The following is a 25,000-nucleotide window of genomic DNA, read 5'->3' as shown; positions in this document are numbered from 1 at the left end:
CCCCGCGGGGGGGGGGGGGGGGTGGCGGGCCGCGGCCGGGCGCGGGGCGGCGGGGGGGGGGGGCGGCGGGGCGGCGGCGGGCGGGGGGGGGGGGGGGGGGGCCGGGGGGGGGCCCCCCCCCCGGGCCGCTCGGCGCGTTCCGGGGAAGCCGCGGGTTCAGCGCGCCGCGGGTCCGGTCCAGTCGGCCGGAACATGGGCGAGGCGGACGCGCTGGGGGTGGTCGCCCACGGCGACCGAGGCGACGGCGCGGCCAGTGGCGAAGTCGATCGCCGTCACACGGTCGGCGCCGCTCTCCGAGATCACGCAGGCGCGGCCGTCACCGCTCACCGTGGCCCAGTAGGGCTTGGCCGCCTCGACCAGCGGGCCCTCCCGCAGCGTGGTGCGGTCGACGACCGTGGCGTAGTCGTCCATCGTGGCGGCGACGCAGAGCCGTCGGCCGTCGGGGCTCATGGACATGCCGTGGTGGCGGGAGTCGTTGACCCAGGTGGTGCGGTCGGGGTCGGTGGCAGGGTTCTGCGGGAGGGTCTTGACACGGGTGATGCGGTCGCCGGCGACGTCGTACTCGAGGAAGCCGTTGAAGAACGAGACCTGGAAGTAGAGCGTCGACTCGTCCGGGGTGAAGGCGACCGGCCGTACGGCGTCGGAGAGGTCCTTGCGGCCGAAGGCGTCGAGCCGCGCCCGCATGTCGATGACGCGCACCCGCTCGAAGGTGCGGGCGTCGACGACGGTGATGCGGCGGTCGCCCTTGGTCCAGTCGAGGGCGGGGGCGTCGAGGGCCGTGGTGACCTCGCCGATGGACATGTTCCACAGGTAGCGGCCATCGGCGGTGAAGACGTTCTCGTGCGGCTTGTCGCCGGTGGCGAAGGAGCCGAGCTCCCTGCCCGTGGTGATGTCGAGGACGTGCACGGTGTTGGAGGTGGAGGCCGAGACGGCGACGCGGGTGCCGTCGGGCGAGACGGCCATGTGGTCGGCTCGGTAACCGGACACGGGGAAGCGCCAGTTGAGCGCGCCCGTACGCAGGTCGATCGAGACGACGTCGGCGAAGCTGGGGCGGGAGACGACCATGGCCGAGCCGTCCGGGGTGGCGTACATGTCGTCGACGAACTGGTCGTGTCCCTCGCCGGGGCCCTGGCGGATGCCGAGGAAGTACGCCAGCTTGACCGGGTTGAGCCCGATCTCCCACATGCGGCGCTCGCGGTCGGGGATGACGTCGATCCGGGCGATGCGGGAGAAGTCGCCGGTGGACTCGATGACGTCGGCGGTGCCGTCCCAGTTGTTCCCCACGAACATCACCTGCCGCAGGCCGGCCGGACCGGGCGTCGAGGCCGGCCCCGGAGACGCGGCCACCGTTCCCCCGCTGCCGAGGGCGAGGACGAGCGCGGCGGTGAGCGAGCCGAGGAGGAGGCGACGCACTGGACGCGTCCGGGGAGCGGACATCGTTGTTCCTTCCGGGAGACCGTTCGACATCAACTGCCCCTTGGTCACGGGCAACTTACCCGACGGTAAGGAGTTGGCGCGCTGACCACAAGACGTCGGCGTCGGTACGGCAGAAGTCGCGGACCGGGAAGGCCTCAGCGACGGGCCGTCAGGGCGGGCCCGGCGACCGCCTCCCCGGCCGGAGCGTGCGGAGCACCCGGGGCATCCGGCGCGTCCGGGGCGTTCTGGACCTGGGCCGCCTTGCCCGAGCGGCGCTCCAGCGCCGCCGAGACCACGGCCAGGACCAGGGCGGAGCCGGCGAGCAGGGCGCCCACCCAGTTGGGGGCGGTGTAGCCGAGGCCGGCCGCGATGACCATGCCGCCGAGCCAGGCGGCGAGCGCGTTGCCCAGGTTGAAGGCGCCGATGTTCACCGCGGAGGCCAGGGTCGGCGCGCCGTGGGCCTGGTCCAGGACCCGCTTCTGCAGCGGGGGCACGGTCGCGAAGCCGAGGGCGCCGATCAGGGTGACGGTGACGGCGGCGAGCACCTTGTCGTGCGCGGTGACGGTGAAGAGGCCGAGCACGAGGGCGAGGGCGCCGAGGGAGACGTACAGCATCGGCATCAGCCGGCGGTCGGCGTACCGGCCGCCGATCAGGTTGCCGACGACCATGCCGAGGCCGAAGAGGACGAGGAGCCAGGTCACGGAGGACTCGGCGTAGCCGGCGACCTCGGTCATCATCGGGGTGATGTAGGTGATCGCGGCGAAGACGCCGCCGAAGCCGAGCACGGTCATGGCCATGGCGAGCAGGACCTGGGCGTTCTTGAACGCGGCCAGCTCGTGGCGGAGTCGCACGCCCTCGGGGCGGGGCAGGTCCGGGACGAGCCGGGCGATACCGAGCAGTCCGACGACGCCGAGCGCGGCGACGATCAGGAAGGTCACGCGCCAGCCGATGGCCTGGCCGATGAAGGTGCCGCCGGGGACGCCGACGACATTGGCGACCGTCAGGCCGGTGAACATCATCGCGATGGCCCCGGCCTTCTTCTCGGGCGCCACGAGCTCCGCCGCGACGACGGAGCCGATGCCGAAGAACGCGCCGTGCGCGAGTGAGGCCACGACCCGGCCGGCGAGCATGACACCGAAGGCCGGCGCGAGCGCCGAGAGCACATTGCCGACGACGAAGAGCGCCATCAGCAGCATCAGCATCCGCTTGCGGGAGATCTTGGTGCCGAGGACGGTCATCAGCGGGGCGCCGATGACGACACCCAGGGCGTAGCCGGTCACCAGGAGTCCGGCGGCGGGGATCGACACCGCGTAGTCGGCGGCGACCTGGGGCAGCAGCCCCATGATCACGAACTCCGTGGTGCCGATGCCGAAGGCTCCGATCGCGAGGGCGAGGAGGGCGAGAGGCATGGAAGGGTCCACCTTCTGACGTGCGGGGGGGGTCGCGCCACCTCATCATTGCGGGAGCGCTTTACGTGCGTCCACCATAGTTGCACACGCACTTACTTGCAAGCGCGGGCTACTGCGCCCGACACTGCCGCCCCGGCCTCTCTTTACAGTTCGCTTCGCGAACTACTATGATTCGTAGTACGAACTAAGCCTCTTATCCCGGGAGCGGACATCAATCGACGCCGCGGGCTTTCGTCAGTCGCCGGAGGCCGTGTCGCCCGTCTCGCCGAACACCGTCGGCACCTTGTTGTCCGTCACGACCCGGGCGAGAAGCTCGGCGAGCGTGTCCCGGTCCGCCTCGCCGAGCCCGGCGGGCAGCCGCTCGACGCGACGACAGGTCTCGGCGTAGAACTCCGCGGCCACCCGGGCGCCCTCCTCGGTGAGGGCGACCCGCACCGCACGGCGGTCCTCCGGGTCGGGCTCGCGCCGGACGAGACCGCGCCGCGAGGTGCGGTCGACCAGTCCCGTGAGGCTCGACTTCGCGAGACCGAGCACCGCGCCGAGCTCGCTCATGCCGTACGGCTGCGACAGCAGCACGCACAGCAGCTGCCCCTGCTGCGGGGTCAGGCCGTACGCGCGGCCGGACTCAGCGTAGACCGCGTTGACCAGAAACGAGGAGCGGACCAGGGCGGCGACGACACCCATCCGCTCACCCGAGGAATTTCCCATCCGGAAAGAATACGGCAGCGAATGAGGGGCGCCGCCACGACCGTAATTCGCACAGCGAACTATTTGCCGCACTCCCCTTGAGGGCGTGCTGGGGGAGGGACAAGCATGCACCGGACACTCTTCGGAACCGGCCTCTCGACCGCCGCGAGGTCCGCGCGGGAGACCCTGCGCCTCGCGGTGCGGGCGGACCGCGCGGGACTCGACCTGTTCACCGTCTCCGACCACCCGTACCAAGGCGCCGGCCTTGACGCGTACTCCTTCGTCGGGGTCGCGCTCGGCCGCACCGAGAACATCTCGGGGCTCGTCAGCGTCACCAACCTGCCGAGCCGGCCCGCGCCCATGCTGGCCCGCGCGGTCACCTCGCTCTCCACCCTCTCGGAGGGCAGGATCGTCCTGGGCCTCGGCGCCGGCGGGCTGTGGGACGAGATCGTCCGGCTGGGCGTCGACCGGCTCGGACCGGGAGCCGCCGTCAGGGCGTTCGAGGAGGCCATCACGCTGATCCGGCAGCTCGGCGGGGGCGGGAAACCGGTGAGCTTCGAGGGCGAGTTCTACCGGGTCCAGGGTCTCGAACCCGCCGCGGCACCGGTCCCCCCGATCTGGACCGGCTCGGTGGGTCCCAAGTCGCTGGCCGTCACCGGCCGGCTGGCCGACGGCTGGATACCGGGGCACGCCTCGGACTGGCTCAGCCCGCGCTACCGCGAGTCCCGGCCGCTCATCGACGAGGCCGCGGCCGCGGCGGGCCGCGACCCCCGGGAGATCGTCACCGTCTACAACCTGCCGGGCGTCATCACGACCTCCCCGCTGGCCGCCACGCGTGGCCCGGACGGCCGGTGGATCGGCGGCTCGGTGGCGCAGTGGGTGGAGGAGCTCACCGGGGCCGTACTGGAACACGGCGCCTCCGGCTTCATCCACTTCGCGGTCGGCGACACCCCCGCCGAGACGACCCTCGCCCGCTGGTCGGAGGAGATCGCCCCGGCGGTCCGCGAGGCCATCGCCGTCCGGACATGAGGGCCGGCCACCGCCCGGGCGGGACGGGCCGGCCACCCGACAGGGGCTGACGGACCGTCGCCGCCCAGGCGGGACGGGCCGACCACCCGCCGGGGCCTGACGGACCGTCGCCGTCCGGGCGGACGGGCCCGGTGGACCGTCGCCACACGGGCCCGGTGGACCGTCGCCGTCCGGGACTGGCAGGCCCGGCTCGTACGGCCGGGGGCGGACCGTCCCGGACGACCGGGGGCCGGACCGTCCCGGACGACCGGGGGCGGACCGTCCCGTACGACCCGGGGGCCGGACCGTCCCGTACGACCCGGGGCCGGACCGTCCCGGGCGAGCCCGGCCGGGGTCGTCGCGTGGGTCAGGGCATGCGGCGGGCGCCCTCCATGATCGCCTCGCGGATGCGGTTGTAGGTTCCGCAGCGGCAGATGTTGCGGATCTCGTCGAGGTCGGCCTCCTCGATCTCCCGGCCGGCCTCCCGGGCCCGGCGGACCTTGGCGACGGCCGTCATGATCTGGCCGGGCTGGCAGTAGCCGCACTGGGCGACGTCCAGGTCGAGCCACGCCTCCTGCATCGGATGGAGCTCCTCGCCGACGGTCGCCGGCAGCCCCTCGATGGTGGTGATCTCGTCCGTCGGGGCGATGTCCTTGACCGGCACCGAACAGGGGTTGAACGCCTTGCCGTTGATGTGGCTGGTGCACGCCTGGCAGACGCCGAGCCCGCAGCCGTACTTCGGCCCGGTGACGCCCAGGACGTCCCTGAGCACCCACAGGAGCCGGACGTCGTCCTCGACGTCCGCCGTGACGGCCTTGCCGTTGAGGATGAAGGTGTGCTGCGGCACGGGGGAACCCCAGGTCTCCTAGAAGGCGCGGTCGAGGCCGTCGACCGGCGAGGCGGGTATCGGCGGTGTGGTGGGCAGCGGCTCGAACCCGAGCGGCTCCGCGTGGTTGACGGGGAACGTCGTCGGCATCGTGCCGGTGGCCCGGCCGTACGCGCAGGCGACGGCGGCCATCGCGCCCGCGACGGCCAGTTCCCCCGCGCCGCCCGGCGTGTCGGAGGTGGGCGGCATGACCACGATCTCCAGCTCGGGCGGGGTGTTCCACTGCCGGGTGTAGAAGTAGTTGTCCCAACTCCCCTCCGCGAAGTGGCCGTTCTGGAGGTGGAGGCCGGAGGTGAGGGTGACGGCGATGCCGTCGATGATGCCGCCCATCATCTGGGCCTCAAGCCCGCGCGGATTCACGGCGAGGCCGACGTCGACCGCGCAGACGACCTTCGTGACGCGCGGACCGGTGTACGCGTCGTGGATCTTCCGTCCGGTGGTCTCGGGACGGCAGTCGATCTCGGCGAGGACGGCGACGAAGGCGTGGTACTCAGGGTGGACCGCGATCCCCTGGGCGGTGCCGGCCGGCATGCGACGGCCCCACTCCCCCACCTCGGCGACCTTCTCCAGAACGGCCCGCGCGCGCTCGTCCTTGAGGTGCTGCCGGCGGAACGCGTAGGCGTCCCTGCCCATTCTGCGGGCGAGTTCGTCGACGACCAGCTCCTGCGCGCAGCGCACGTTCGGTGAGTAGATGTTGCGCATGGAGCCGGTGTTGAAGCCGTTGTCGGTCTCGCTCAGCAGCTGGGTCGTGGCACCGAAGTGGTACGGACTCTGCTGGGTGAGCTGGAACATGGTCTCCGAGAAGGTGAGGTCGGCGACCGGGAGCCGGGCCGCCTCGGCCGTGATGATCTCGCCGAGGCCGTGACCGAAGTCGGTGACGACGGAGGTGTGGCGCTGTTCGTACGTCAGCACCTCGCCGAGGGAGTACGTGGCCCGGACGCGGGAGGTCGACATGGGATGCGTACGGCCCTGGCGGAAGTCGTCGGTCCGGTGCCACATCAGCTTGACGGCCTTGCCCACGGCGCGGGAGATCTCGGCGGCCTCGCGGGCGGCGTCGGGGAAGAGCTTGCGGCCGAACGAGCCGCCGCCCTCGGTGACATGGACCTTCACGGCGCCGATGGGCAGGCCGAGCTGGAGCGCGATCTGTTCCTGGGCGACGATCGGCGACTTCAGGCTCGCCCAGATCTCGGCCGAGTCCCCCCGTACGTCCGCGATCGCGCAATTGGTCTCCAGCGCGCTGTTACTGGCGAAGTGGAAGGTGAAGCGAGCGTCCACGGCCTTCGTCAGCAGAGGCAACGGCGGTACGACGAGAGGAAGTTCGGCGGCTCGCAGCTTCCGCAGAACGGTCGCGTCGGACGCGCCCTCGGCGGTACCGGGGCCCCAGGAGACCCGCAGGGCGCGGACGGCGTCGATGCACTGGCCGAAGGTACGGGCGCGGACGGCGACGCCGGTGGAGATCCGTACGACGTCCGTGACACCGGGCATGGCCCGGACCTCGTCCAGGTTCCCGACCGAACGGACGGTGCCGTTGATGGTCGGCGGCCGACAGACCATGGTGGGCAGCGCGCCCGGGACCCGCACGTCCATGGCGAACTTCTTGCGCCCCGTCACGGCCTCCAGGGCGTCGATCCGGCGCTGTGCCGTGCCGATGACCCTGAACTCGGACGGCTTCTTGAGGGTGACCCCGACGGCGGTGTCGGTGAGGGAGGCCGCCTTGGCGGCGAGTTCGCCGTACGAGAGGCTCCTGCCCGTCACCGAGGAGACGATCGCACCGGCCTTCGCGGTCAGTGCGCCGACGGCCTCGCCGAGTTCCAGTGCGGCGGCCCGCAGCAGCCGTCCCCGGGCGACGGCGGCGGCCACCCGGATCGGGGTGAAGGTGGAGATGGTGGTGTTGGAGCCGCCCGTCAGCTGGTTGAACAGCAGCTCCGGCCGGGCGTCGGCGAGGGTGACCCGGATCTTCTCGAGCGGGAGGTCGAGCTCCTCGGCGATCAGCATCGCGCTGGAGGTGGTGATGCCCTGGCCGACCTCGGCCCGCGGCAGGGCGAAGGAGGCGGTGCCGTCGGCCTCGATCCGGAGGGTGATCAGATGCGCGGTGGGCAGCGCGGCGTGCGTGAGCATGTCGTTCAGGTCGTAGATCTCGGACGCACCCGGCAGCGAGGGAACGACCGAGGGAACCGCCGCGGCGGCCGGGGCGGGGGCGAGGACCGCCTCGCCGAGCTGCGCGGCGACGGTCAGGGTCGGTGCGGCCAGTACGTAACCGAGGAAGCGCCGCCGGTCCATCCCGCGCGGCGCGGACTCCCCCGGCACGGACTCCTCCTGCGGGTGCTGCTGCGCATCGTCGCGCGCTGTCATCGTCTGCCCTCTCGACGAACCACGAAGTCGGGGACGATCATCGCGCACCCGACGCCGTATCCGCCCCGGAACGGCGCGGACTTCACGCGGAGCGTGCCAAGTCCTCACCCTCGGAGGGAATACCTCTGCGGATCACCTCTGAGGGAATAGGTGCGGCGGGCCCCGCGGTTCTGCCCTGGCGTGGCACTCGGCCGCACCGCTCGGAAGGAACTCCCATGAAGATCGGCATCATCGGCGCAGGCAACATCGGCGGCAACCTGACCCGGCGTCTCACGGCCCTCGGGCACGACGTCTCCGTCGCCAACTCCCGTGGACCCGAGACCCTCGCGGCGCTGGCCGAGGAGACCGGCGCCACCCCGGTCACCGTCTCCGAGGCGGCGCGCGGCGCCGAGATCGTCGTGGTCACCGTCCCGCTGAAGGCGGTCCCCGACCTGCCGTCCGGGCTCTTCGACGGCGCGGCGGAGGGCTTCGCCGTCATCGACACCGGGAACTACTACCCGCGTGAGCGCGACGGCCGGATCGCCGCGATCGAGGACGACGGCCTCACCGAGAGCCGCTGGACCGAACGGCACCTGGGCCACCCCGTGATCAAGGCCTTCAACGGCACCTACGCCGACGACATCCTCGACAAGCCGCGCCCGGCCGGCGACCCCGAGCGGATCGCCCTGCCGGTGGCGGGCGACGATGAGGTGGCCAAGAAGGCCGTACGGAATCTCATCGACGAGCTGGGCTTCGACACCGTCGACGCGGGCGGCATCGACGAGTCCTGGCGCCAGCAGCCCGACACCCCCGTCTACGGTCTGCGCGACGGCGTCGAGGCGGTCACCAAGGCCCTCGCGGCCGCCTCCCCGGAGCGCCCGGAGGCCTTCCGGGGCTAGGTCGTGTCCGGAAAGTCTCGCCGACCCGTCCGCCGACCCGTCCGCCGCCGCGTCAGTCGGCGTACTGGGCGCGCGGCGGCTCCGGGGGGCGGGGCCCCAGGGTCGGTGCGAGCCACGTGTCGTACGAGGTCATCCACGGGCTGCGCCCGCCGCCCTTGCGGTAGTCCTCCAGGACCGCGTTGACCCGGCGGACCAGGTCGGTGTCGTCCTTGTTCATGGCGACCCCGTACAGGGCGGTGTCCAGACGCGGCCCGACCAGTCGCACGGTCGGGTCCTGTGCGGCGAGGCCCGCGGCGAGGGTGGCGTGGGTGAGGATGGCGTCGACCTTCCCCTGCTGGAGTTCGACGAGGCAGTCGAGATGGCTCGCGGTCTCCACGGCCCGGGCGCCGGTGCCGGACGTGCGCAGCAGGTCGGCGGCGGAGCTGCCCTTGCCGAGACAGACCCGGCGGCCGCGCAGCCGCTCGTCGAACCCGGTGATCGGCGACCCTTCGGGCACGAGGAGCCGGTGCCCGGTCTCGAAGTAGACGCTGGAGAAGGCGACTTCGGTCAGGCGCTCGCAGGTGATGCTCATGGTGCGCACCATGACGTCCACCTGACGGGCCTTGAGACGGGCGATCCGCTGCCCGGGCGGCATACTCACGAAGCGGACGGTGGCCCCGGGGCCGAGGATGTCACGGGCGATCGCCCGGACGAGGTCGACGTCGAAGCCGACCGGCTGGCGGGTGTGCGGGTCCAGGGAACCCCAGAGGTAGCTGTTCAGGTCGACACCGGCGACGAGATGGCCCCGCTCGCGGATGCGCCGCACGGCCGGGCCGTCCACCCGCGAGGGGCGCGGACTCGCCCGCCTCGGGTCGCAGGACGGCGCGGGGGCGGCCGGAGCGGCCACGGGCCGGGCGGCCTCCTCGCGGACGGTGGGCCGTTCGGCCGTCACGGCGGCGGCCGGGACCGCGACCAGCACCGACGACAGGAGCGCCACCCACAGGGCGGCCCGCCTCGCCGCCGGCCCCCGCACCCGCCGTCCCGCTCTGACTCCAGCAGTCACCAGCCCCACCCCCGCCCAGCCGACTCCCTCCCCCAAGGCTACGCACGCCGGTCCCAACGCGCAGTCCCTGCCGCAGAGTTGTCCGTCGGTTGAGAAGACCTTCACCGACCACGCAGGGCGGGCAGGGAGGCGAGGGGCGACCGTCCGGGGACCCGGCGCACCCGCGCCGTGCGCAGCGCCCGGCCGCCGCAGGTGCGCAACTGGGAGCGGGAGAGACGGGCCCGCTGCCCGCCACTGGTGATCAGCGCGTTCACCGGAGTCATCGGGTCGGCGCCCACCGACTTGGCGAGCAGCACACCGACGACGAGCGGGAACAGCGCCACGGCGAGCGCCGATCCGGTGGTGGTGACGTGCCGCATACGGCGGTCGCGCCGCACGTCCAAGGTCTCCGAGGTCTCCGAGGTCTTCGAGATCATGGTCGCCATTCCACCGGGCTCGGCCTGTCGCGGGCATCGGGCGAGGTACTCAGACCACCCGTCCCCCATACTCATGGATCGGGTGATCGCACCGTACGCAGCTGAACGAAGGAGCCCCCGTCGCCATGGCCGACTACCGCATCGAGACCGTCCGCAACGGCTACCGGCAGTGGACCGCCCGCAACGATCGCGGTGCGGAGGTGCGGATGGGGGCGGCGGACGACCCGGACGCGCAGCCGTCGTTCACACCGGTCGAGCTGTTGCTCGCGGCGATGGGCGGCTGCGGGGGCATCGTGGTGGACCGTACGGCCCGTGCGGTCGAGCACGAGGATCTGAAGATCGTGGTGGAGTCGGTCTCGGGGCCGGAGGACGACGGCCGGGTGGGGCGGATCAGGGTGAGTTACGAGTTCGAGCTGCCCGAGAGCAATCCGCGGGCGGCCGAGGTCTTCGCGCGCGGTGTGCGCCTGACGCACGAGAAGTTCTGCACCGTGAGCCGGACCGTCGAGCACGGGGCGGCGGTGGAGGCGGTGCTGCCGGACGGGACGGTCGGCTTCCGAGCCGGCTGAGCCGGCCCCGGTCGACCCCGGCCGACCGCCGCCGGAGGTCCGGAGAGCGCGGCTACGCGGCTACTCCTCGATGGCGCCGCCGATCCGGCGCAGGTGCTGCCGGAAGGTGTACGACGGGTCCGCGTCCCGGCGGGCGAGATAGTCGTCGAACCGTGTCTGCGCCCGCAGGGTCTCACCGGCTCCGACCCGGCGGGCCTGTTCGCGCTCTGTACGGTGGATGGCGTGCGCCGTCTCCAGGACGGCGTCGACCCGGTCCGCCGCCACGAACAGCACACCGTCGTCGTCGCCGAAGACGACATCGGCGGAGCTGACGAGGTGATCGCCGCAGCGCGCGGTGCGCAGCGCCTCCGGCTCGCGCGCGTCCAACCGGACGGGGCCGGGGGCGTGCCGGCCGTAGGAGAAGACGGGCAGCCCGATCTCGACGAGATCGGGGGTGTCCCGGTGCAGACCCCACACGACCAGGCCGGCGACACCGGCCGCTCGCGCCTCCAGGACGGCGAGGTCGCCGACGCACGCCTCGTCGTCGCGGCCGCCGTTGTCGATGACGAGGACGTCACCGGGCTCGGCGGCGGTGAACGCCTCCAGGAACACGTCCACGCTGCCGTAGTGGCGTGCGGGCAGCACGCGACCGGCGACGCGCTGTCCGGGGACGACGGGAGCGACACCGGCCGGAGCGGCCCGCAGCACTTCCCCGAGCCGCACACAGGCGTCCGCGATGAGCGGCGTGGAGAGGTCGGCGAATTCCTTCAGCATCGTGATGCTCCGTTCTCCGGCAGGGCACTTGGTGCGCGTCGCGCGATGGTAGCGCCGGGGCCGAGAGCGCGGGGCGCGTCGGCAGGGCGGCGCTCGGGGGCAGGCCACCGGAGACGTGTGTGGCCCGCGCGGTGGCCGCTTCCGGAGCGTTCCCTTCGGTGGGCCGGCTTGATTCGGTAGGTCCGTTTAGCGGCGCGCGCGCCGGTGAGACGCCAAGAGAGGTACCGACGCCATGGAAAGGGAGGAGGCGGCCGTGTCCCTCGAAGGAAAGAACGTCCTCGTCATCACGACGAACTACGGCACGGAGCAGGAGGAGCTGAAGAAGCCGGTCGCGGCGCTGCGCGAGGCGGGCGCCCGGGTCACCTTGGCCGCGAAGAAGCCCGAGCCGATCCGGACGCTGGTCTCTGACGAGAAGCCGGGCGAGAAGGTACTGCCCGACACGACGTACGCGGAGGTCTCGGCCGACCGGTACGACGCGGTGATCGTCCCCGGTGGAACCATCAACGCGGACCATCTTCGCGTCGACACGACGGCCCAGCGGCTGGTGGCGGACTTCGCGAAGGCCGGTAAGACGGTGGCCGCGATCTGCCACGGTCCCTGGCTGCTCATCGACAGCGGTCTCGCCCGTGACCGGGAGCTGACGTCGTACCCGACGCTCCGTACGGACGTGACGAACGCGGGCGGGAGCTGGGTGGACCGGAACGTGGTGATCGACGAGTCCGGTGGCTACCGGCTCATCACCTCGCGCAAGCCCTCCGACCTGCAGCCGTTCTCGGAGGCGATCGTCGAGTCGCTGAGCGCCCGCGACAAGGCGGCCGCCGCCTGAGCCGCACCCGACAGAGGCTCTCGTGACGGCGTCGCTCGGACGCCGTCACGAGGGCCTCACTCACGCGCGTGCCCGCCGCGTGCCCTCCGCGGCCGGGCCCCACGGCGCACGGCCCCAGGCCCCCGGGTCCCCGGGCCCCTGGGCCCCCGGCTCAGTCCAGCCAGAGTTCGCGGACCTGCCGCAGCGGGTCCCGCTCCACGCGCGGCGCCGCGGCCCAGACCATCGTGGAACGCTCGGCGGCCGTGTAGCGCGGCCAGTCCTCGCCCGGATCCTGGTCCCGTACGAAGGCGACCCACGCCCTGTGCATCGCGTCGGCGAGGGCCCGTGGCGGCGCGTCGCCGAGCGCCGCCGTGACGCCCTCGGCGTCCAGGAGGTCGAAGGCGTAGGGCAGGTCCAGGCAGTGGGAGGCCATGGCGGTGACGGGTGACTCCCACACGAACTGGTAGAGCCAGGTGGGCCGTTCACGCGCGGCTCGGGCCTCGGCGACGGCCAGGGACGGCGCCCGGAAGGTGGCGTCGGTCATCGCCTGTCCGAACAGCCGGTCGGAGCCACCCGCCGCGTACGCGGTGGTGAAGGCGTCGATCCGGTCGGCGCCGAGGCCGAGGGCGCCGATCAGGACCGGGAGGGGCGGCTGCCCGGGGCCCGCGGCGGGGGCGGGGAAGCCGTTGAACTCGTGGGCGGTGAAGCCCAGCATCAGCGGCACGTCCGCGCCCGCGTCGCCGTCCGTCAGCGCGTCGAGCACCGGCTCCGGGATCAGCTCGCCGTCGGCGAAGGGCGCCAGGGACAGCAGCGGGGGCAGCCCCTCGCGGTCGGGACCCGGGGCGCTCATCCGGTCCTGGAGGCCGAGCAGTTCGTCGTCGCCGAGGTCCCGCAGCGCGGCGGCGGTGGCGGGGACGCCGGTACGGGCGGTGAACAGGCGGGCGGCGGCGCGGCCGACCTCGGGGCCGTCGGGGCGCATGACCGCGCCGGACACGGAGAGGGCGCCGCGGAACAGGCCCCGGGCGGCGGGGACGGCGAGCAGCGTCTGGACGGCGCCGCCGCCCGCCGACTGGCCGGCGACGGTGACCTTCGCCGGGTCGCCTCCGAAGCGGGCGATGTTGTCGCGGACCCATTCGAGGGCGGCGATCCAGTCACGGACGCCTCTGTTGTCGGGGGCGTCCTCCAGGTGCAGGAAGCCCTCGATCCCGAGCCGGTAGCCGAGGGAGACCAGCACGACGCCGTCCCGGTTGAAGGAGGACCCGTCGTACCAGGGGCTCGCCGCCGAGCCGGCGACGTAACCGCCGCCGTGGATCCACACGAGGACGGGCAGGCCGGCCGCGGGGTCGGTGGCGGGCGTGAAGACATTGAGGTTGAGCACGCCGTCGCCCGGGACGGAGGGCTCGGGAATGGTCGTGACCTCGGCGAAGGGACGGCGCTGCGCGGTCGGGCCGTACGCGGTGGCGTCGAGCGGTTCGGACCAGGGCTCCGGCGGGACGGGCGCGGCGAAGCGGAGGGCCCCCACGGGTGGCCGGCCGTAGGGGATGCCGAGGAAGCGGACGCTGCCGTCCTCCCGCCGCTCACCGCGGACGGGGCCGCGGGTGGTGGCGACCGTGGTCGTGTTCAAGGGGCTGCTCCTGACGGGGGCGACGACGTTGCCGTACCCGAAGGTGACACGTGTCACTGACCCGTGTCAACGTCGTGCCGAGCCCCAGGCGCACCTCATCGGCCTCGGTCGGCACCGCCACCCGCCGCACGGCCACCCGCCGCGCCGCCACCCGCCGCACGGCCACCCGCTGCACCGCCCTCCGCCGCACGGCCACCCGCCGCGCCGCCGTCCGCCGCGATCACAGCTCGATCCAGTAGCGCCGCTTGAGGCCGATCTCCGTCTCGCGGACGTCCTCCAGGACTCCGCCGTTGCGCTCGATCGTGCGCGCGGAGGCGATGTTGTCGTCGTCGCAGGTCACCAGGAGCCGTTCGATGCCGAGCGCGCGGGCCTCGGGGAGCACCGCGCCCAGCGCCCAGGTGGCGAGGCCGCGGCGGCGGGCGGAGGGCCGGATGCTGTAACCGACGTGTCCGCCGGCGCGCAGCAGGAAGTCGTTGAGCTCGTGCCGCAGGTCGATGGCTCCGACGTACGCGCCGTCCTCGACGATCCACCAGTGGGTCGCGTGGACCCAGCCCTCCGCCAGGGGCCTGGTGCGGTCGGACTGTTCCCGCAGCCGTCTCACCCACGCGGCGAAGAGCACGGGATCCGCGAAGCCCTCGCCTGCCGCGAGACGCACACCGGCACTGTCCAGGCGGGCTCCGGGACGCCACTCCGCGTCGGCTTCCAGCCAGGAGGTGTGAAGGCGTGCCGTGGGGGCGATCAGTTCGGGCATGCGGGCGACGATAACAGGGCAACGACCCTGGTGAGCAGGGGATTTCCCGGACCGCGCGGGTGTCGCCGAACCCGCCCGCGCTACGCCCCGGTGCGGCCGTCGAGACGGTCGCGCACGAGGTCCGCGTGGCCGTTGCGCCGGGCGCGGCGAGTACGTCTCCTCCCCGATGTGTCCGCCGCGTCGACGGCGGCGCGGACAAGCGGCCGCCGCCGACGTGCAGGGCGTTTCTCAGGGCGTTTCCGGACGCGCGCCCGCGCCGGCGTCAGCTCACTTCTTCACGGCGTAGTCGCCGAAGCCGACCCAGTCCAGGGCCACGCAGGGCTCGTCTCCGAGGGTCCAGGCGTCGTGCCCGGGGCTCACGGTGAAGAAGTCGCCCGGCCCCACCTCCGCCGACGCGCCGTCATCCATGACGATCTTCAACCGGCCGCTGACGACGTAACCGGCGTGCTCGGCCTGGCAGCTGTCCGTGCCGGCGATCGGCTTGACGTGCTTGGACCACTGCCACCCCGGCTCGAACACGGCCCTTCCGACCGGCCCGCGGTCGGAGTTCACCACGTCCAGCCTGCCCTTGCCGTCCTCGAAGGGACGGGTCTCGTCTGCGGAGTCGAAGTTCTTGCTTGCGATTCCGGTCATGTTCGTCCGCCTCCCGGCGGTGGACGTACGAATCCCCGAGTCCACTTCCAGGCTACGCCGAACGGCCGCCGCCCGACGCCCGGTTGCCCGGGGCGCCGATCTCCTTTGCGCCGGCGGGTGAACACGCGTTAGCGTGCTCGCATGACTGCCGGGTCGGCCATGAGCGGTGATCGAGTAAGGCACCCGGCCTTGGCGTGACCGCCGCCGGACGGGCGCGAGGCCCGCCACGGTCGTCTTCCGCGCGTGTCGAATCCGCGCACACGAGGTATCCGTACGCCACCGACGGTGAACACATCCCGGAGGGGCTTCCGGCGACCCCCTGAAGACAACCGCGCACGCCCTGTGAAAGGACCAAGAGCCCCATGGCCGTCGAGCTCAACCACACCGCCGTCCACGCCCGCGACAAACACCTCTCCGCCGAGTTCCTGGCGACCGTCCTCGGCCTGGAGGTCGGGGCCCCGTTCGGCCCGTTCGTCCCGGTGGACACGAGCAACCGGGTCACCCTCGACTTCTACGAGGACCCCGACCTGACGTTCGTGGCGCAGCACTACGCGTTCCTCGTGCCCGAGGAGGAGTTCGACACGATGATCGCCCGCCTCGAGGCCCTCGGGGTCACGTACTACGCGGACCCGCACCACACCGACCCGGGCCGCGTCAATCATCTGTTCGGCGGCCGGGGCGCCTACTTCGCCGACCCCGACGGACACAACATGGAGATCATCACCCGTCCGTACACGAGGGTTCTGCCGGACTGACGGCGAGCCCGGCCATTCGGTGAACATTCATGGAACGGTCACTCTCTTTGGAGGATCTCCGCATATCCGTCACGCGTTTTCTGTACGGATCCCTTATCGGACAGATCTACACATAAAGGCCAGATAAGCGCACAATGAAACAGCGGCACGATGCCGCGAAGCCCGATCAGACGTGCATGACGCCAGTAAGGAGGCGAGCCGTATGTCTGACGTCTCTCACCGCCCAGGTGATATCAGGGGACACCCCGACGCACCGGAAATGCGTGACCGCTACTCCCGGATGCTCCAGACCCGAGGCGTGGCGGCGGTGGAGGAACTCGTGATCCTCGCCGGTATCTACGCCGCGATCTCCGCGTGGGTGGTCCACTTCTCGACCGCCAGACCAGAACTCGCACTCAGCAACCTGGTGACCGGCATCGCCCTCGCGGTTCTCGGCCTGTGTATGTCGATGGCCCCCGAGCGCTCCCAGGATCTGAACCTGGTCGTCCTGCTGCTCGGCGCCTGGCTGATCGTGTCCTCCTGGATCGTCCCCACCGCGGACGCCGGCACCGGCCCGATCGTCAGCAACGTCATCACCGGCGCCTGCGTGTGCCTCTTCGCCATCGTCGCGGGCGGCCTGCTGATGACCAAGAGAAGGACGTGAGGAAGGTCTGATCCTCTCCGGACGGCGTCGCCACCTCTGCATCAGGTGGCGGCGCCGTTCGCTGCGCCCTCACGCAAAACCAGACACACCGGGCTCTCAACGGCCATCCCCAGGTAACGAATTGACCCACGCCGTTTCGGCCACATAAGTTCTGCGTAAGCCTTGCTCCACAGGGACAGGCTCCCAACACACATCCCAGTCCTTGGGGGGACAAAGTGAACTGGTACCTCGACGTTCTGAAGAAGTACGCGGTATTCGGCGGCCGTGCGCGCCGCAAGGAATTCTGGATGTTCACGCTCTTCAGCGTGATCATCAGCATCGTGCTGACGATCATCGACAGCGCGCTCGGCATTCAGCTGCTCAGCCTCATCTACTCGCTGGCCGTGCTGATTCCGACCCTCGCGGTCTCCGTCCGCCGACTGCACGACACGGGCCGCTCCGGCTGGTGGATCCTCATCGGTCTGATCCCGCTCGTCGGCGCGATCATCCTCATCGTGTTCTACGCGACCGAAGGCAACCAGGGCGAGAACGCCCACGGCCCGAACCCGAAGCTCGCGCCCGCCTACTGAGCGCCCGCGCACTGACGTCCGCGTACGGAACGTCCGCGTTCTGAGCGCAGTGACACCCGAAGCCCCGGAAGATCTCTTCCGGGGCTTCACCCGTTCCCGGAGCCGCCGCCTTGGCCAGTGACGGTTCGTAGCATTTGGTCCCCGCGCCTTGTGCATGGTGGCGCACGACCCGCGTCGGCCGCCGCACCTAGCCTCGCCGCATCAGTACGAACGAGGGGCGGTACCGGTGAACTGGCTCATCCATGACTACCGCGAGAGCGATCTCGCCGCGGTCGTCCACCTGATCGACACCACGGCCGAGCTCGGGCAGGAGTCCGTCTTCTCCCTCGCCGAATGCATCGGCGCCCTGACGTCGCGCCAGCCCGCCGTCGTCGCCGTCCACCAGGGCGTGCCCATCGGAGCGGCGCTCGCCTGCGTGGCCGGTGAGCGGGCCTGGGTGATGCGGATCGCCATCTCCTCGGCCTGGCGCGGCCGGGGACTGGCCAGCGCCCTCCTGGTCGAGCTGGAGCGACGGCTCGTCGCGGCGCGGGTGGGGCGGATCGCGTACGTCCTGCCCGAGGAGGACCTGCTCGGCGAGGGGCTGTTGAACGCCGGGTATACCCGCCAGCCCGCCGTCGCGTACTTCGAGAAGGTGGAGCCGCTGCACGGGCCGGCCGCCAACCTCCTGGAAGACCTCGGGGGCAGGCTGCTGCCCGGCGACCTGTGGGCCAAGGTCGCCGGCATGGAGCGGGAGAAGGATCTCATCGAGCGGCGGGTCGTCCTGCCGCTCGCCGAACCGGAGCGCGCCGCGCGCCACGGGGTCCGGCCGCCGCGCGCCGTGGGGCTGTTCGGCCCTCCCGGCACCGGAAAGACGACGTTCGCCCGCGGGATCGCCTCGCGGCTCGGCTGGCCGTTCGTGGAGATCCTGCCCTCCCGGCTGGCGGACGAGGGCAACCTGGCGGCGGCGCTGCGCTCCGCGTTCGCCCGGATCGCGGAGCTGGAACGGGTCCTCGTCTTCATCGACGAGGTCGAGGAGATCGCGCCGGTCCGCTCCGAGCCCGCGCAGCCCGGTGGCATGCACGGCGTCACCAATGAACTGCTCAAGCTCATACCGGGCTTCCGGGAGCGCGACGAACGGCTCCTGGTCTGCGCCACGAACTCGATCCGCTCCCTCGACCCGGCCTTCCTCCGCCCGGGCCGCTTCGACTACCTCATCCCGATCGGTACGCCGGACAAGGCGGCCCGAGCCGCGATCTGGGGGCGCTACACGGACGGGCGGCCCGACGTCGACATCGACGAACTGGTCGTGGCGAGCGAGCAGTTCACCCCCGCCGACATCGAGCACGCGGCGCGGATCGCCGCCCAGAACTCCTTCGAGCGCGACCTGGTCTCCGTCGGCGGCCGGAGCGGGGCGGACGAGCGGCTCCCCGGGGCGACGACGGCGGACTATCTGGAGGCCATCGCCCAGTGCCGTCCGACGGTGACCTCGGAGATGATCACCCAGTTCGAGTCGGACATCACCACGCACGCCCGCTTCTGAGCGACCGGTGTCCATATTCTGTGCACGGGCGGTGTCGACGGCATCGGACGGGCGACGGAGGGGCGGGCGCATGGAGTCGTACGAGGGGCTCGAGGTCATGACGGTGAAGGAGGTCGCCGAACTGGAGTCCTGGCTGGAGGCCCACCACGCCGACGCGCCCGGGGTATGGCTGAAGGTCGCCAGAAAGGGCTCCGGCGCCACGTCGTTGACCGTCCCGGAGATCCTGGACTGCATGCTCTGCTTCGGCTGGATCGACGGACAGCGCCGCGCGCTGGACGCGGAGTACTTCCTGCAGAAGTACACCCCGCGGCGCCCGCGCGGCCTCTGGTCGCGGGTGAACGTCCGGAAGGTCGAGGCGCTGACGGCCGCCGGGCGGATGCGGGAGCCGGGGCTCGCCGAGGTGCGGGCGGCGCAGGCGGACGGCCGGTGGGCGGCGGCGTACCCGTCCCAGGCCGAGGCGACCGTGCCGGACGACCTCGCGGCGGCGCTGGCGGCCGACGACCGGGCGCGGACCTTCTACGAGGGACTCGGGAAGACCGATCAGTACCTGGTGATCCTGCGGCTGTGGCAGGCCCGTACGCCGAAGAACCGCGCGGAGCGGCTGCGTCGGACGATGGAGAAGCTGGCGGCGGGCGAGAAGATCCGCTGAGCTCCCGGACACCGGACGGCACGGCACGGGACGGACAGAACAGGGCGGGGCGGCGGGGTCAGGCGCGCTTGCGGTAGAGGACCTGGTGGGCGTCGAACTCGACGAAGGACTCGGCGTGGACCATGCCGAGTCCTTCCAGGAGCCGTCGTGAGCGGCCGTTCGCCTGCTGGGTCACGGCGACGACGCTCGGGACGCTCTCCAGCGCCCGCTCCACGACGGCGGCGACCGCTTCGCGCGCGTACCCCTGCCCCCAGTGCTCGGGCAGGAACTGGTAGGAGACCTCCGCCTCGCCCTCCCGCGCCTCCGGCTCCACCGTCACCAGACCGAGCAGCACCCCGTCGGACGCCCGCACGACGGCGTGGACGCCGGTCGCTCCGACGATCCGTCGCTGCCGGATCCGCACGACCTGCTCGGCGACGGGTCCGCCCAGATGGAGCCGGACCTCGGGGTCGGTCCACAACCGGGTGACGGCCGGTACGTCACCGGTCCGCACGGGCCGCAGCAGCAGCCGCTCGGTGGTGACCGTCGCGGCGGTGCGGTGCCCTGCTTCCGGGGCGGAGGAAGGAGCCATGCCCCGATCATCTCAGCCCGCCCCGACCGGGACCTTCGCCGCACCCGGATCGGGCCTCCGGCCGTGAACGGGTGTCGCCATGTACGGGTGCCGCCGTGTACGGGTGTCGCCGTGTACGGGTGTCGCCGTGTACGGGTGTCAGGGCATCCGGCGCCGGAGTGCGGCCAGTGCTCCGGCGCGGCGGCCCGGGACCAGCTGCCGCAGCGCGACCAGGGCGGGACCGAGCTCACGGGCGCGGACGGGGTCCTTGATCTGCTCCCACTGGTGGTGGGCCCGGTCCACGGCGCCCTCGACATCCGGGTCGCCCGGCCCTTGACTCAGTTCGAGGCGGGCCTGGGCGGCGGTGAGCCACAACTCGCAGCTCCGGGCGGGCTCCCCGGCGAGGCGCGCGAGATCGGCCCGTACCTCCATCCAGTGCACCGCTTCCTGCGAACGCGCTCCGTACCGCCGCAGCGCCTCCTGCTCCCAGGCGACCGCCAGGGTCACGGCCTCCCCGTGCCGCCCGGCGCGCGCGGCGGCGAGGATGGCGGGGTGCGGGTCGTCGTACCCGGGTTCGGGGAGGGGGGCCGGGGACTCGCCGTGACCCGCCGCGGGCTCGGCGTCCGGTACGACCGTACGTACCGCGACACCGTCACCCGTACCGTTCTCGCCCCGTCGCGGCTCCGACGCCGGAACCGACACCGGCACCGACGCCGGAACCGACACCGGCACCGGCACCGGCACCCGGACCGGAGCGGGCACCGGAGCAGCCACGGGGACGGGCACGGGCACGGGCACGGTAGGCCGCATGGCGGGGACGGGGGGAGCCGAGAGGCCCGAAGGAGGCGCGGAGACCGGGGAGTTCGGCGCGTCGGCCACCCGCGCCACGGCGGGCGCCGCCACCGAGCCCGCCGCCGCTGTCGGCACTCCGTACGCCGAGCCCGCCCCCGGCGGCGCGGTCCGCGCGACGGCCGTCGGGCCGTGGTCCGGGGTGAGGAGGAGCACGCCGTCGACGCCGGCCTGCGCCGCCGCCTCCGCGTGGAGGAGGGTCGTCGGGGGCCGGGCGCCCGTGCGCCAGATCGAGGCGAAGGCCCGGAGGTACTCCGGGGTCGCGGGCTCGCCGCGCCGGGCGGCCGGGGCGATACGGCCGTAAAGCAGCGGTCCCGGGCCCAGGGACACGAGTCCGGGGACGGACACCAGCCGCTCCCAGACCTCCGCATCCGCCACGAGGTCCACCACGACCGTCGTCGTCCCCGCGCGCCGCACCGCGAGTTCGGCCGCGAGCCAGTGCCAGGGCAGGCCGGTGTACCGCAGCGTCGTCGGTGTGCTGCGGGCCAGCGCGAGGTGCGGCAGACGCTGGCGGCGGTCCAGCTGGAGCTGGCCCGCGAGGTAGACCGCCAGCGGCCCCGGCGTCGCCGCCGCGGCCCGCAGCCGGGTCAGGACGGTCTGCGGGTCCAGCGGGTCGGCCAGTTCGACCACCGTCGCCACCGGCGTGCCGGTCAGCGCGCCCGGCGGCACCGCCGCGAGGGCGGGCAGCACGGACGTCGCGTCCACCGCCCGTCCCCGCCCTGCCGGGGCCGCCGCCAGCAGCACCGCCGTACCCACCGTGTCCACTTCGTCGTTCACCACAGCAGCACCGTAACCTTCCCACCGGCACGATCCGTTACCACCCTGATGGCCGATAATCGGCGGGCCTTTGGCATATGCCAGAAGCACCACCGTATCGAGTGTTGCCAAATCCCTTACGGCCTGTCTCCGCCTGTGCGACAGTCGAGACCGGGCCTTGTTCCTCGTTCGCAACTGGCCGCGCCGCGCCTGTATCGGAGTACGACATGCCGTCCCATATCTTCGCGGACCGTCCCGCCCAGCCGCCCGAGCCCGGCACGGTGGACGCGTTGATCTCGCAGACCCGCCGTCTGCGCGGTGACGTGGACGCCGTGCGCAGGGACGCCGTCATGGACGAGGACGACCCCCGCAAGCGCTGGCAGCGCGCGCTGTGCGATCTCGCCGTCCACCAACTCGACGACCTCGGCGCCCACTTGGGTCAGCTCAAGGCCGGCGTACCGGACGAGCCGCCGGCCACGCCCGGCGCGGAGGACGGGAGCGCGGCCGAGGCCGTCACGGCCCCCGGCGCCGCCTACGGCGCTCCGGCCGCGTCCACGGGCACGGGCTCGCTGCTCAGCCGCGTCGGCAGCGCCGAGTGGAACCTCCTCACCGACGAGGTCAGCTGGTCCGAGGAGCTCCACCAGATCTTCGGCCGGACCCCGGACAGCGGCCCGATGTCGCTGGACGAGCTCCCGTCGGTGGTCTTCGCCGAGGACCAGCCATTGCTGCAGGCGATGGTGACGGACTGTCTGATCGACGGAAAGCCGATCGACGGCGAGTTCCGCATCGTCCGTACCGACGGCCGGGTCCGCACCCTGCACATGATGGGCGAGCCGGTCCTCGACGCCGACGGCTGCACGGCCTCCATGTGGGCCGTCTTACGGGACGTCAGCGAGCTGCGCCGCAGCGAGCGCGCGGTCCGCGAGTCCCGGGACTCCCTCCAGCGCCGTCGGCACATGGAGCGCACCGAGCGCCGGGTCGCCGTCGAGCTCCAGGAAGCCGTCCTGCCCCCCTGGCGCGGTTCGCTGCGCTTCGCCCACGGCGGTCCCGGCGCGCCGCTCGACGTGGCGGGTCACTATCTGCCGGCCGCGTCGACGGGACTGATCGGCGGTGACTGGTACGACGCCCTCGCGCTCCCCGACGGGGACGCGCTCCTGACGGTGGGCGACCTCACCGGGCACGGCGTGTCCGCCACCTCCTCCATGGCCATGCTGCTCGGCGCGCTGCGCGGTATGGCCGTGGCCGGCATCCGCCCCGGCGCCCTGATGGGCCATCTCAACCAGCTCCTCGAGACCTCCGGACAGCCGGCGCTGGGCAGCGCGATGTGCTGCCGCTACGACCCGGCGAGCCAGAGGCTCTCCTGGGCGCAGGCGGGACACCCCGCCCCGCTGCTGTTCCGCGACGGGACGGGGCGCGCCCTGGCGCGGCCGGACGGGGTGCTCCTGGGAGCGACGCCCCGGACCGCGTACGAGGAGGCCGAGGTCCGGCTGCTCCCCGGGGATCTGCTGGTGCTCCACACGGACGGGTTGACCCGGCGCGGGGGCATGGACGATTCGGGTACGCGACGTCTCCTCTCGTTGGCGCCACGGCTGGCCGGGGCGCGGGACGCGCAGGACTGCGTACGGACGGTGGTCGAGGAGTTCGGTGAGGCGCCGGGCGAGGACGACGCCTGCGTGATGGTGGTCCGGGTCGGCCAGTAGGGACCCGTAGCCCTCGGGGAGCTGAAGGGGCGCTTCCGGTCGCCGCCGAGCGCCCGCGCCCGCGGCCTCGGCCTCGGCTCCCGCCGGCCCGCGGCGTGAGTTCCCGCCTCAGATCTCGCCGGTGCGTGGGCGCTTGGCGGCGGGCTTGGGCAGGGCGAGCGCGATCTCCTCGCGCAGGTGCTCGATCTTGGTGTAGCCGGCGTACTGCCCGGTCAGCCGGTACATCTCCCGCAGCCGGTCCCAGGTGCGGTGCGAGGAGGTGTCCCCCATGGAGACCAGCGCGAGCCGGGCGTACCGGTCGGCCTGCTCGGGGTCGTCGGCGATGAAGCAGGCCGAGGCGAGCGAGATGTGGTCGAAGAGCTTCGAGCGGTCGTGGCCGCCGCTGCGCAGCTGGATGGCCAGCTTGGCGTGGCGCTGCGCGGGGATCGCCGCCGCCGGGTCGTGTTCGGCCAGGGTGCGGTAGGCGAGCGCCTGCATGCCGTGGAGGTCGGCCTCGTCGAAGTTCTGCATCCAGCCGGGCTTCTCCTCGCCCCGGTCGGAGACGAAGAGGTCCTCCGCCTCGCCGAGGGTGCGGCGCATCGCCTGGCCCCGGCCCATCGACGCCTGCGCCCAGGCCTCGATGGTGTGGAACATGGCCTGGGTCCTGGGCAGTACCCGCTCCCCCGCGCCGGACTTGGCGAGTGTCATCAGGTCGAGGGCGTCGTCGGGGCGGCCCAGATGGACCATCTGACGGGCGGCGCGGGACAGCGCCTCACCGGCCCGCGGCCGGTCGCCGCCCTCCCGGGCCGCGTGGGCGGCGATGACGAAGTACTTCTGGGCGGTGGGTTCGAGGCCGACGTCGTGGGACATCCAGCCGGCCAGGACGGCGAGGTTGGCGGCGACGCCCCACAGGCGTCGCTGGAGGTGGTCGGGGTGGTGGTAGGCGAGCATGCCGCCCACCTCGTTGAGCTGGCCCACGACCGCCTTGCGCTGGAGTCCGCCGCCCCGGGAGGCGTCCCAGGCGCGGAACACCTCCACCGAACGCTCCAGTGCCTCGATCTCCTCGGACCCGATGGGGGCGGCCTCGTAGCGGTCGAACCCGGCGGGGTCGGCGTGGAGGGGATCGTGCGTGCGGGGAGCGTTCGCGGTGCGTGCGGGGTCGGTGTGCAGCCAGTCGTGCATGGCGCTGCTGAGGGCGGAGCCGGCGGCGAGCGCGGCGCCCGCGCCCACCAGGCCGCGTCGGTTGAGCATGAGGTCCATTCCCGTGAATTCGGTGAGGACCGCCGCCGTACGCTCGGGCGCCCAGGGCAGCCCGTCAGGGTTGTCGTTGTTCCTGACGTTCTGCCGTCTTCCGGCGCGCCCGCGTCGTACGAACCCGAGGTCCTCGATGGTCACGACACGGCCGAGTCGCTCGGTGAACAGCGCTGCCATCACCCGGGGGACGGGGTCGCGGGGGATCTCCCCCAGGTCGATCCACCGCCGAACCCGTGAGGTGTCCGTCGCCAGCTGGGGGTGGCCCATGGCCGCCGCCTGCCGGTTGACGAGTCTCGCGAGCTCTCCCTTGGACCAGCCGGCGAGGCCGAAGAGGTCTGCCAGGCGGGTGTTGGTCTGTCCGGTCACGTCTAAGCCCCCAGGTTCTCGGCTGAGTTGACAGTAACCCCCTGTCATAGGGCTGGCGACTATTCGCCAGGGTTCGCCAGGGTGCGCCCGATGTTCCGCCACCCGCGCCCGGGTGTCAGGTAGGAACGCGCCACCCCGCCCCGGCAACCGGCCCTCATTCCCCAGGGTGCGGCCCGGAGGTCGGG

General features: G+C 72.5%; 25 protein-coding genes. 11 read left to right on the top strand and 14 right to left on the bottom strand.

The annotated features are described in order from the left end of the window. Positions 1 to 156: 156 nt before the first annotated feature. From ACF06X_RS13870 to ACF06X_RS13860, 3 genes are all read right to left on the bottom strand, one after another. A complete protein-coding gene (locus ACF06X_RS13870) occupies positions 157 to 1,437 on the bottom strand; it encodes a YncE family protein (RefSeq protein ID WP_392287464.1) in 1,281 nt (426 codons plus the stop codon). A 134-nt stretch (positions 1,438 to 1,571) separates the two neighbouring features. Next, positions 1,572 to 2,825, bottom strand: a complete 1,254-nt coding sequence (locus tag ACF06X_RS13865) for an MFS transporter (RefSeq protein WP_392287463.1) — start codon at positions 2,823 to 2,825, stop codon at positions 1,572 to 1,574. A 234-nt stretch (positions 2,826 to 3,059) separates the two neighbouring features. After that, the gene (locus tag ACF06X_RS13860; RefSeq protein WP_392287704.1) at positions 3,060 to 3,509 is read right to left on the bottom strand and encodes a MarR family winged helix-turn-helix transcriptional regulator; all 450 of its coding nucleotides are present in this window, start codon (positions 3,507 to 3,509) and stop codon (positions 3,060 to 3,062) included. Between the two features lie 129 nt (positions 3,510 to 3,638). On the opposite strand from ACF06X_RS13860, the gene ACF06X_RS13855 reads away from it, so the two are divergent. After that, positions 3,639 to 4,541 carry an LLM class flavin-dependent oxidoreductase gene (locus ACF06X_RS13855; RefSeq protein WP_392287462.1) on the top strand — a complete coding sequence of 301 codons (903 nt, stop codon included), beginning with the start codon at positions 3,639 to 3,641 and terminating at the stop codon, positions 4,539 to 4,541. A gap of 346 nt (positions 4,542 to 4,887) precedes the next feature. Here the strand turns inward: ACF06X_RS13855 and ACF06X_RS13850 are convergent, their stop codons facing one another. Together ACF06X_RS13850 and ACF06X_RS13845 are read right to left on the bottom strand one after the other, a co-directional pair. Next, a complete protein-coding gene (locus tag ACF06X_RS13850) occupies positions 4,888 to 5,367 on the bottom strand; it encodes a (2Fe-2S)-binding protein (RefSeq protein ID WP_392287461.1) in 480 nt (159 codons plus the stop codon). Between the two features lie 18 nt (positions 5,368 to 5,385). Then, positions 5,386 to 7,758 (bottom strand): molybdopterin cofactor-binding domain-containing protein, encoded by a 2,373-nt coding sequence (locus ACF06X_RS13845; RefSeq protein WP_392287460.1) that lies wholly within the window; start codon positions 7,756 to 7,758, stop codon positions 5,386 to 5,388. Positions 7,759 to 7,928: 170 nt separating this feature from the next. On the opposite strand from ACF06X_RS13845, the gene ACF06X_RS13840 reads away from it, so the two are divergent. Continuing rightward, positions 7,929 to 8,636, top strand: coding sequence for an NADPH-dependent F420 reductase (locus ACF06X_RS13840; protein WP_392287703.1), 708 nt, complete (start codon positions 7,929 to 7,931; stop codon positions 8,634 to 8,636). Between the two features lie 52 nt (positions 8,637 to 8,688). Here ACF06X_RS13840 and ACF06X_RS13835 read toward each other — a convergent pair whose 3' ends face one another. After that, positions 8,689 to 9,678 carry a glutamate ABC transporter substrate-binding protein gene (locus ACF06X_RS13835; RefSeq protein WP_392287459.1) on the bottom strand — a complete coding sequence of 330 codons (990 nt, stop codon included), beginning with the start codon at positions 9,676 to 9,678 and terminating at the stop codon, positions 8,689 to 8,691. A gap of 101 nt (positions 9,679 to 9,779) precedes the next feature. Then, complete coding sequence (locus ACF06X_RS13830) at positions 9,780 to 10,094, bottom strand: hypothetical protein (protein ID WP_392287458.1); 315 nt, start codon at positions 10,092 to 10,094, stop codon at positions 9,780 to 9,782. 125 nt (positions 10,095 to 10,219) lie between these two features. On the opposite strand from ACF06X_RS13830, the gene ACF06X_RS13825 reads away from it, so the two are divergent. Next, the gene (locus tag ACF06X_RS13825; protein WP_392287457.1) at positions 10,220 to 10,660 is read left to right on the top strand and encodes an OsmC family protein; all 441 of its coding nucleotides are present in this window, start codon (positions 10,220 to 10,222) and stop codon (positions 10,658 to 10,660) included. A 60-nt stretch (positions 10,661 to 10,720) separates the two neighbouring features. Here ACF06X_RS13825 and ACF06X_RS13820 read toward each other — a convergent pair whose 3' ends face one another. Then, the gene (locus ACF06X_RS13820) at positions 10,721 to 11,413 is read right to left on the bottom strand and encodes an RraA family protein (RefSeq protein WP_392287456.1); all 693 of its coding nucleotides are present in this window, start codon (positions 11,411 to 11,413) and stop codon (positions 10,721 to 10,723) included. A 232-nt stretch (positions 11,414 to 11,645) separates the two neighbouring features. On the opposite strand from ACF06X_RS13820, the gene ACF06X_RS13815 reads away from it, so the two are divergent. Next, a complete protein-coding gene (locus tag ACF06X_RS13815; RefSeq protein ID WP_392287455.1) occupies positions 11,646 to 12,239 on the top strand; it encodes a type 1 glutamine amidotransferase domain-containing protein in 594 nt (197 codons plus the stop codon). Positions 12,240 to 12,390: 151 nt separating this feature from the next. On the opposite strand, the gene ACF06X_RS13810 is transcribed toward ACF06X_RS13815, so the two are convergent. Next, positions 12,391 to 13,842 carry a carboxylesterase/lipase family protein gene (locus ACF06X_RS13810; protein WP_392287454.1) on the bottom strand — a complete coding sequence of 484 codons (1,452 nt, stop codon included), beginning with the start codon at positions 13,840 to 13,842 and terminating at the stop codon, positions 12,391 to 12,393. Between the two features lie 50 nt (positions 13,843 to 13,892). Here ACF06X_RS13810 and ACF06X_RS13805 point away from each other — a divergent pair, with 50 nt between their 5' ends. Further along, positions 13,893 to 14,081, top strand: coding sequence for a hypothetical protein (locus tag ACF06X_RS13805; protein WP_392287453.1), 189 nt, complete (start codon positions 13,893 to 13,895; stop codon positions 14,079 to 14,081). Here the strand turns inward: ACF06X_RS13805 and ACF06X_RS13800 are convergent. Both ACF06X_RS13800 and ACF06X_RS13795 read right to left on the bottom strand, forming a co-directional pair. Beyond that, positions 14,063 to 14,593: a GNAT family N-acetyltransferase gene (locus tag ACF06X_RS13800; protein WP_392287452.1), complete on the bottom strand. Its 531-nt coding sequence runs from the start codon at positions 14,591 to 14,593 to the stop codon at positions 14,063 to 14,065. The two genes, ACF06X_RS13805 and ACF06X_RS13800, sit on opposite strands and share 19 nt — an antisense overlap. Before the next feature lie 267 nt (positions 14,594 to 14,860). Next, a complete protein-coding gene (locus ACF06X_RS13795) occupies positions 14,861 to 15,226 on the bottom strand; it encodes a cupin domain-containing protein (protein WP_392287451.1) in 366 nt (121 codons plus the stop codon). 362 nt (positions 15,227 to 15,588) lie between these two features. Here ACF06X_RS13795 and ACF06X_RS13790 point away from each other — a divergent pair, with 362 nt between their 5' ends. From ACF06X_RS13790 to ACF06X_RS13770, 5 genes are all read left to right on the top strand, one after another. Beyond that, positions 15,589 to 15,981, top strand: a complete 393-nt coding sequence (locus ACF06X_RS13790; protein WP_392287450.1) for a VOC family protein — start codon at positions 15,589 to 15,591, stop codon at positions 15,979 to 15,981. A gap of 259 nt (positions 15,982 to 16,240) precedes the next feature. After that, on the top strand, positions 16,241 to 16,624 hold the full coding sequence (locus ACF06X_RS13785; RefSeq protein WP_392287449.1) for an SPW repeat protein: 384 nt from the start codon (positions 16,241 to 16,243) through the stop codon (positions 16,622 to 16,624). Between the two features lie 215 nt (positions 16,625 to 16,839). Next, on the top strand, positions 16,840 to 17,193 hold the full coding sequence (locus ACF06X_RS13780; RefSeq protein WP_392287448.1) for a DUF805 domain-containing protein: 354 nt from the start codon (positions 16,840 to 16,842) through the stop codon (positions 17,191 to 17,193). A gap of 226 nt (positions 17,194 to 17,419) precedes the next feature. Next, on the top strand, positions 17,420 to 18,712 hold the full coding sequence (locus tag ACF06X_RS13775; protein WP_392287447.1) for an ATP-binding protein: 1,293 nt from the start codon (positions 17,420 to 17,422) through the stop codon (positions 18,710 to 18,712). A gap of 70 nt (positions 18,713 to 18,782) precedes the next feature. Next, positions 18,783 to 19,361, top strand: coding sequence for a YdeI family protein (locus ACF06X_RS13770; RefSeq protein WP_392287446.1), 579 nt, complete (start codon positions 18,783 to 18,785; stop codon positions 19,359 to 19,361). A 58-nt stretch (positions 19,362 to 19,419) separates the two neighbouring features. Here ACF06X_RS13770 and ACF06X_RS13765 read toward each other — a convergent pair whose 3' ends face one another. Both ACF06X_RS13765 and ACF06X_RS13760 read right to left on the bottom strand, forming a co-directional pair. Then, complete coding sequence (locus ACF06X_RS13765; protein ID WP_392287445.1) at positions 19,420 to 19,932, bottom strand: GNAT family N-acetyltransferase; 513 nt, start codon at positions 19,930 to 19,932, stop codon at positions 19,420 to 19,422. A 138-nt stretch (positions 19,933 to 20,070) separates the two neighbouring features. After that, complete coding sequence (locus ACF06X_RS13760; RefSeq protein ID WP_392287444.1) at positions 20,071 to 21,540, bottom strand: hypothetical protein; 1,470 nt, start codon at positions 21,538 to 21,540, stop codon at positions 20,071 to 20,073. Between the two features lie 203 nt (positions 21,541 to 21,743). Between ACF06X_RS13760 and ACF06X_RS13755 the strand changes: the two genes are divergently transcribed. After that, positions 21,744 to 23,216, top strand: coding sequence for a PP2C family protein-serine/threonine phosphatase (locus ACF06X_RS13755; RefSeq protein ID WP_392287443.1), 1,473 nt, complete (start codon positions 21,744 to 21,746; stop codon positions 23,214 to 23,216). A 108-nt stretch (positions 23,217 to 23,324) separates the two neighbouring features. Here the strand turns inward: ACF06X_RS13755 and ACF06X_RS13750 are convergent, their stop codons facing one another. Beyond that, complete coding sequence (locus tag ACF06X_RS13750; protein ID WP_392287442.1) at positions 23,325 to 24,815, bottom strand: hypothetical protein; 1,491 nt, start codon at positions 24,813 to 24,815, stop codon at positions 23,325 to 23,327. Positions 24,816 to 25,000 lie beyond the last annotated feature (185 nt).

Origin of the sequence: Streptomyces sp. NPDC015346 (assembly GCF_043078785.1) — a bacterium.
Lineage (GTDB): Bacteria > Actinomycetota > Actinomycetes > Streptomycetales > Streptomycetaceae > Streptomyces.
Note: the sequence above shows the minus strand (reverse complement) of the source record. Positions and strands in the feature narration are given on the sequence as shown.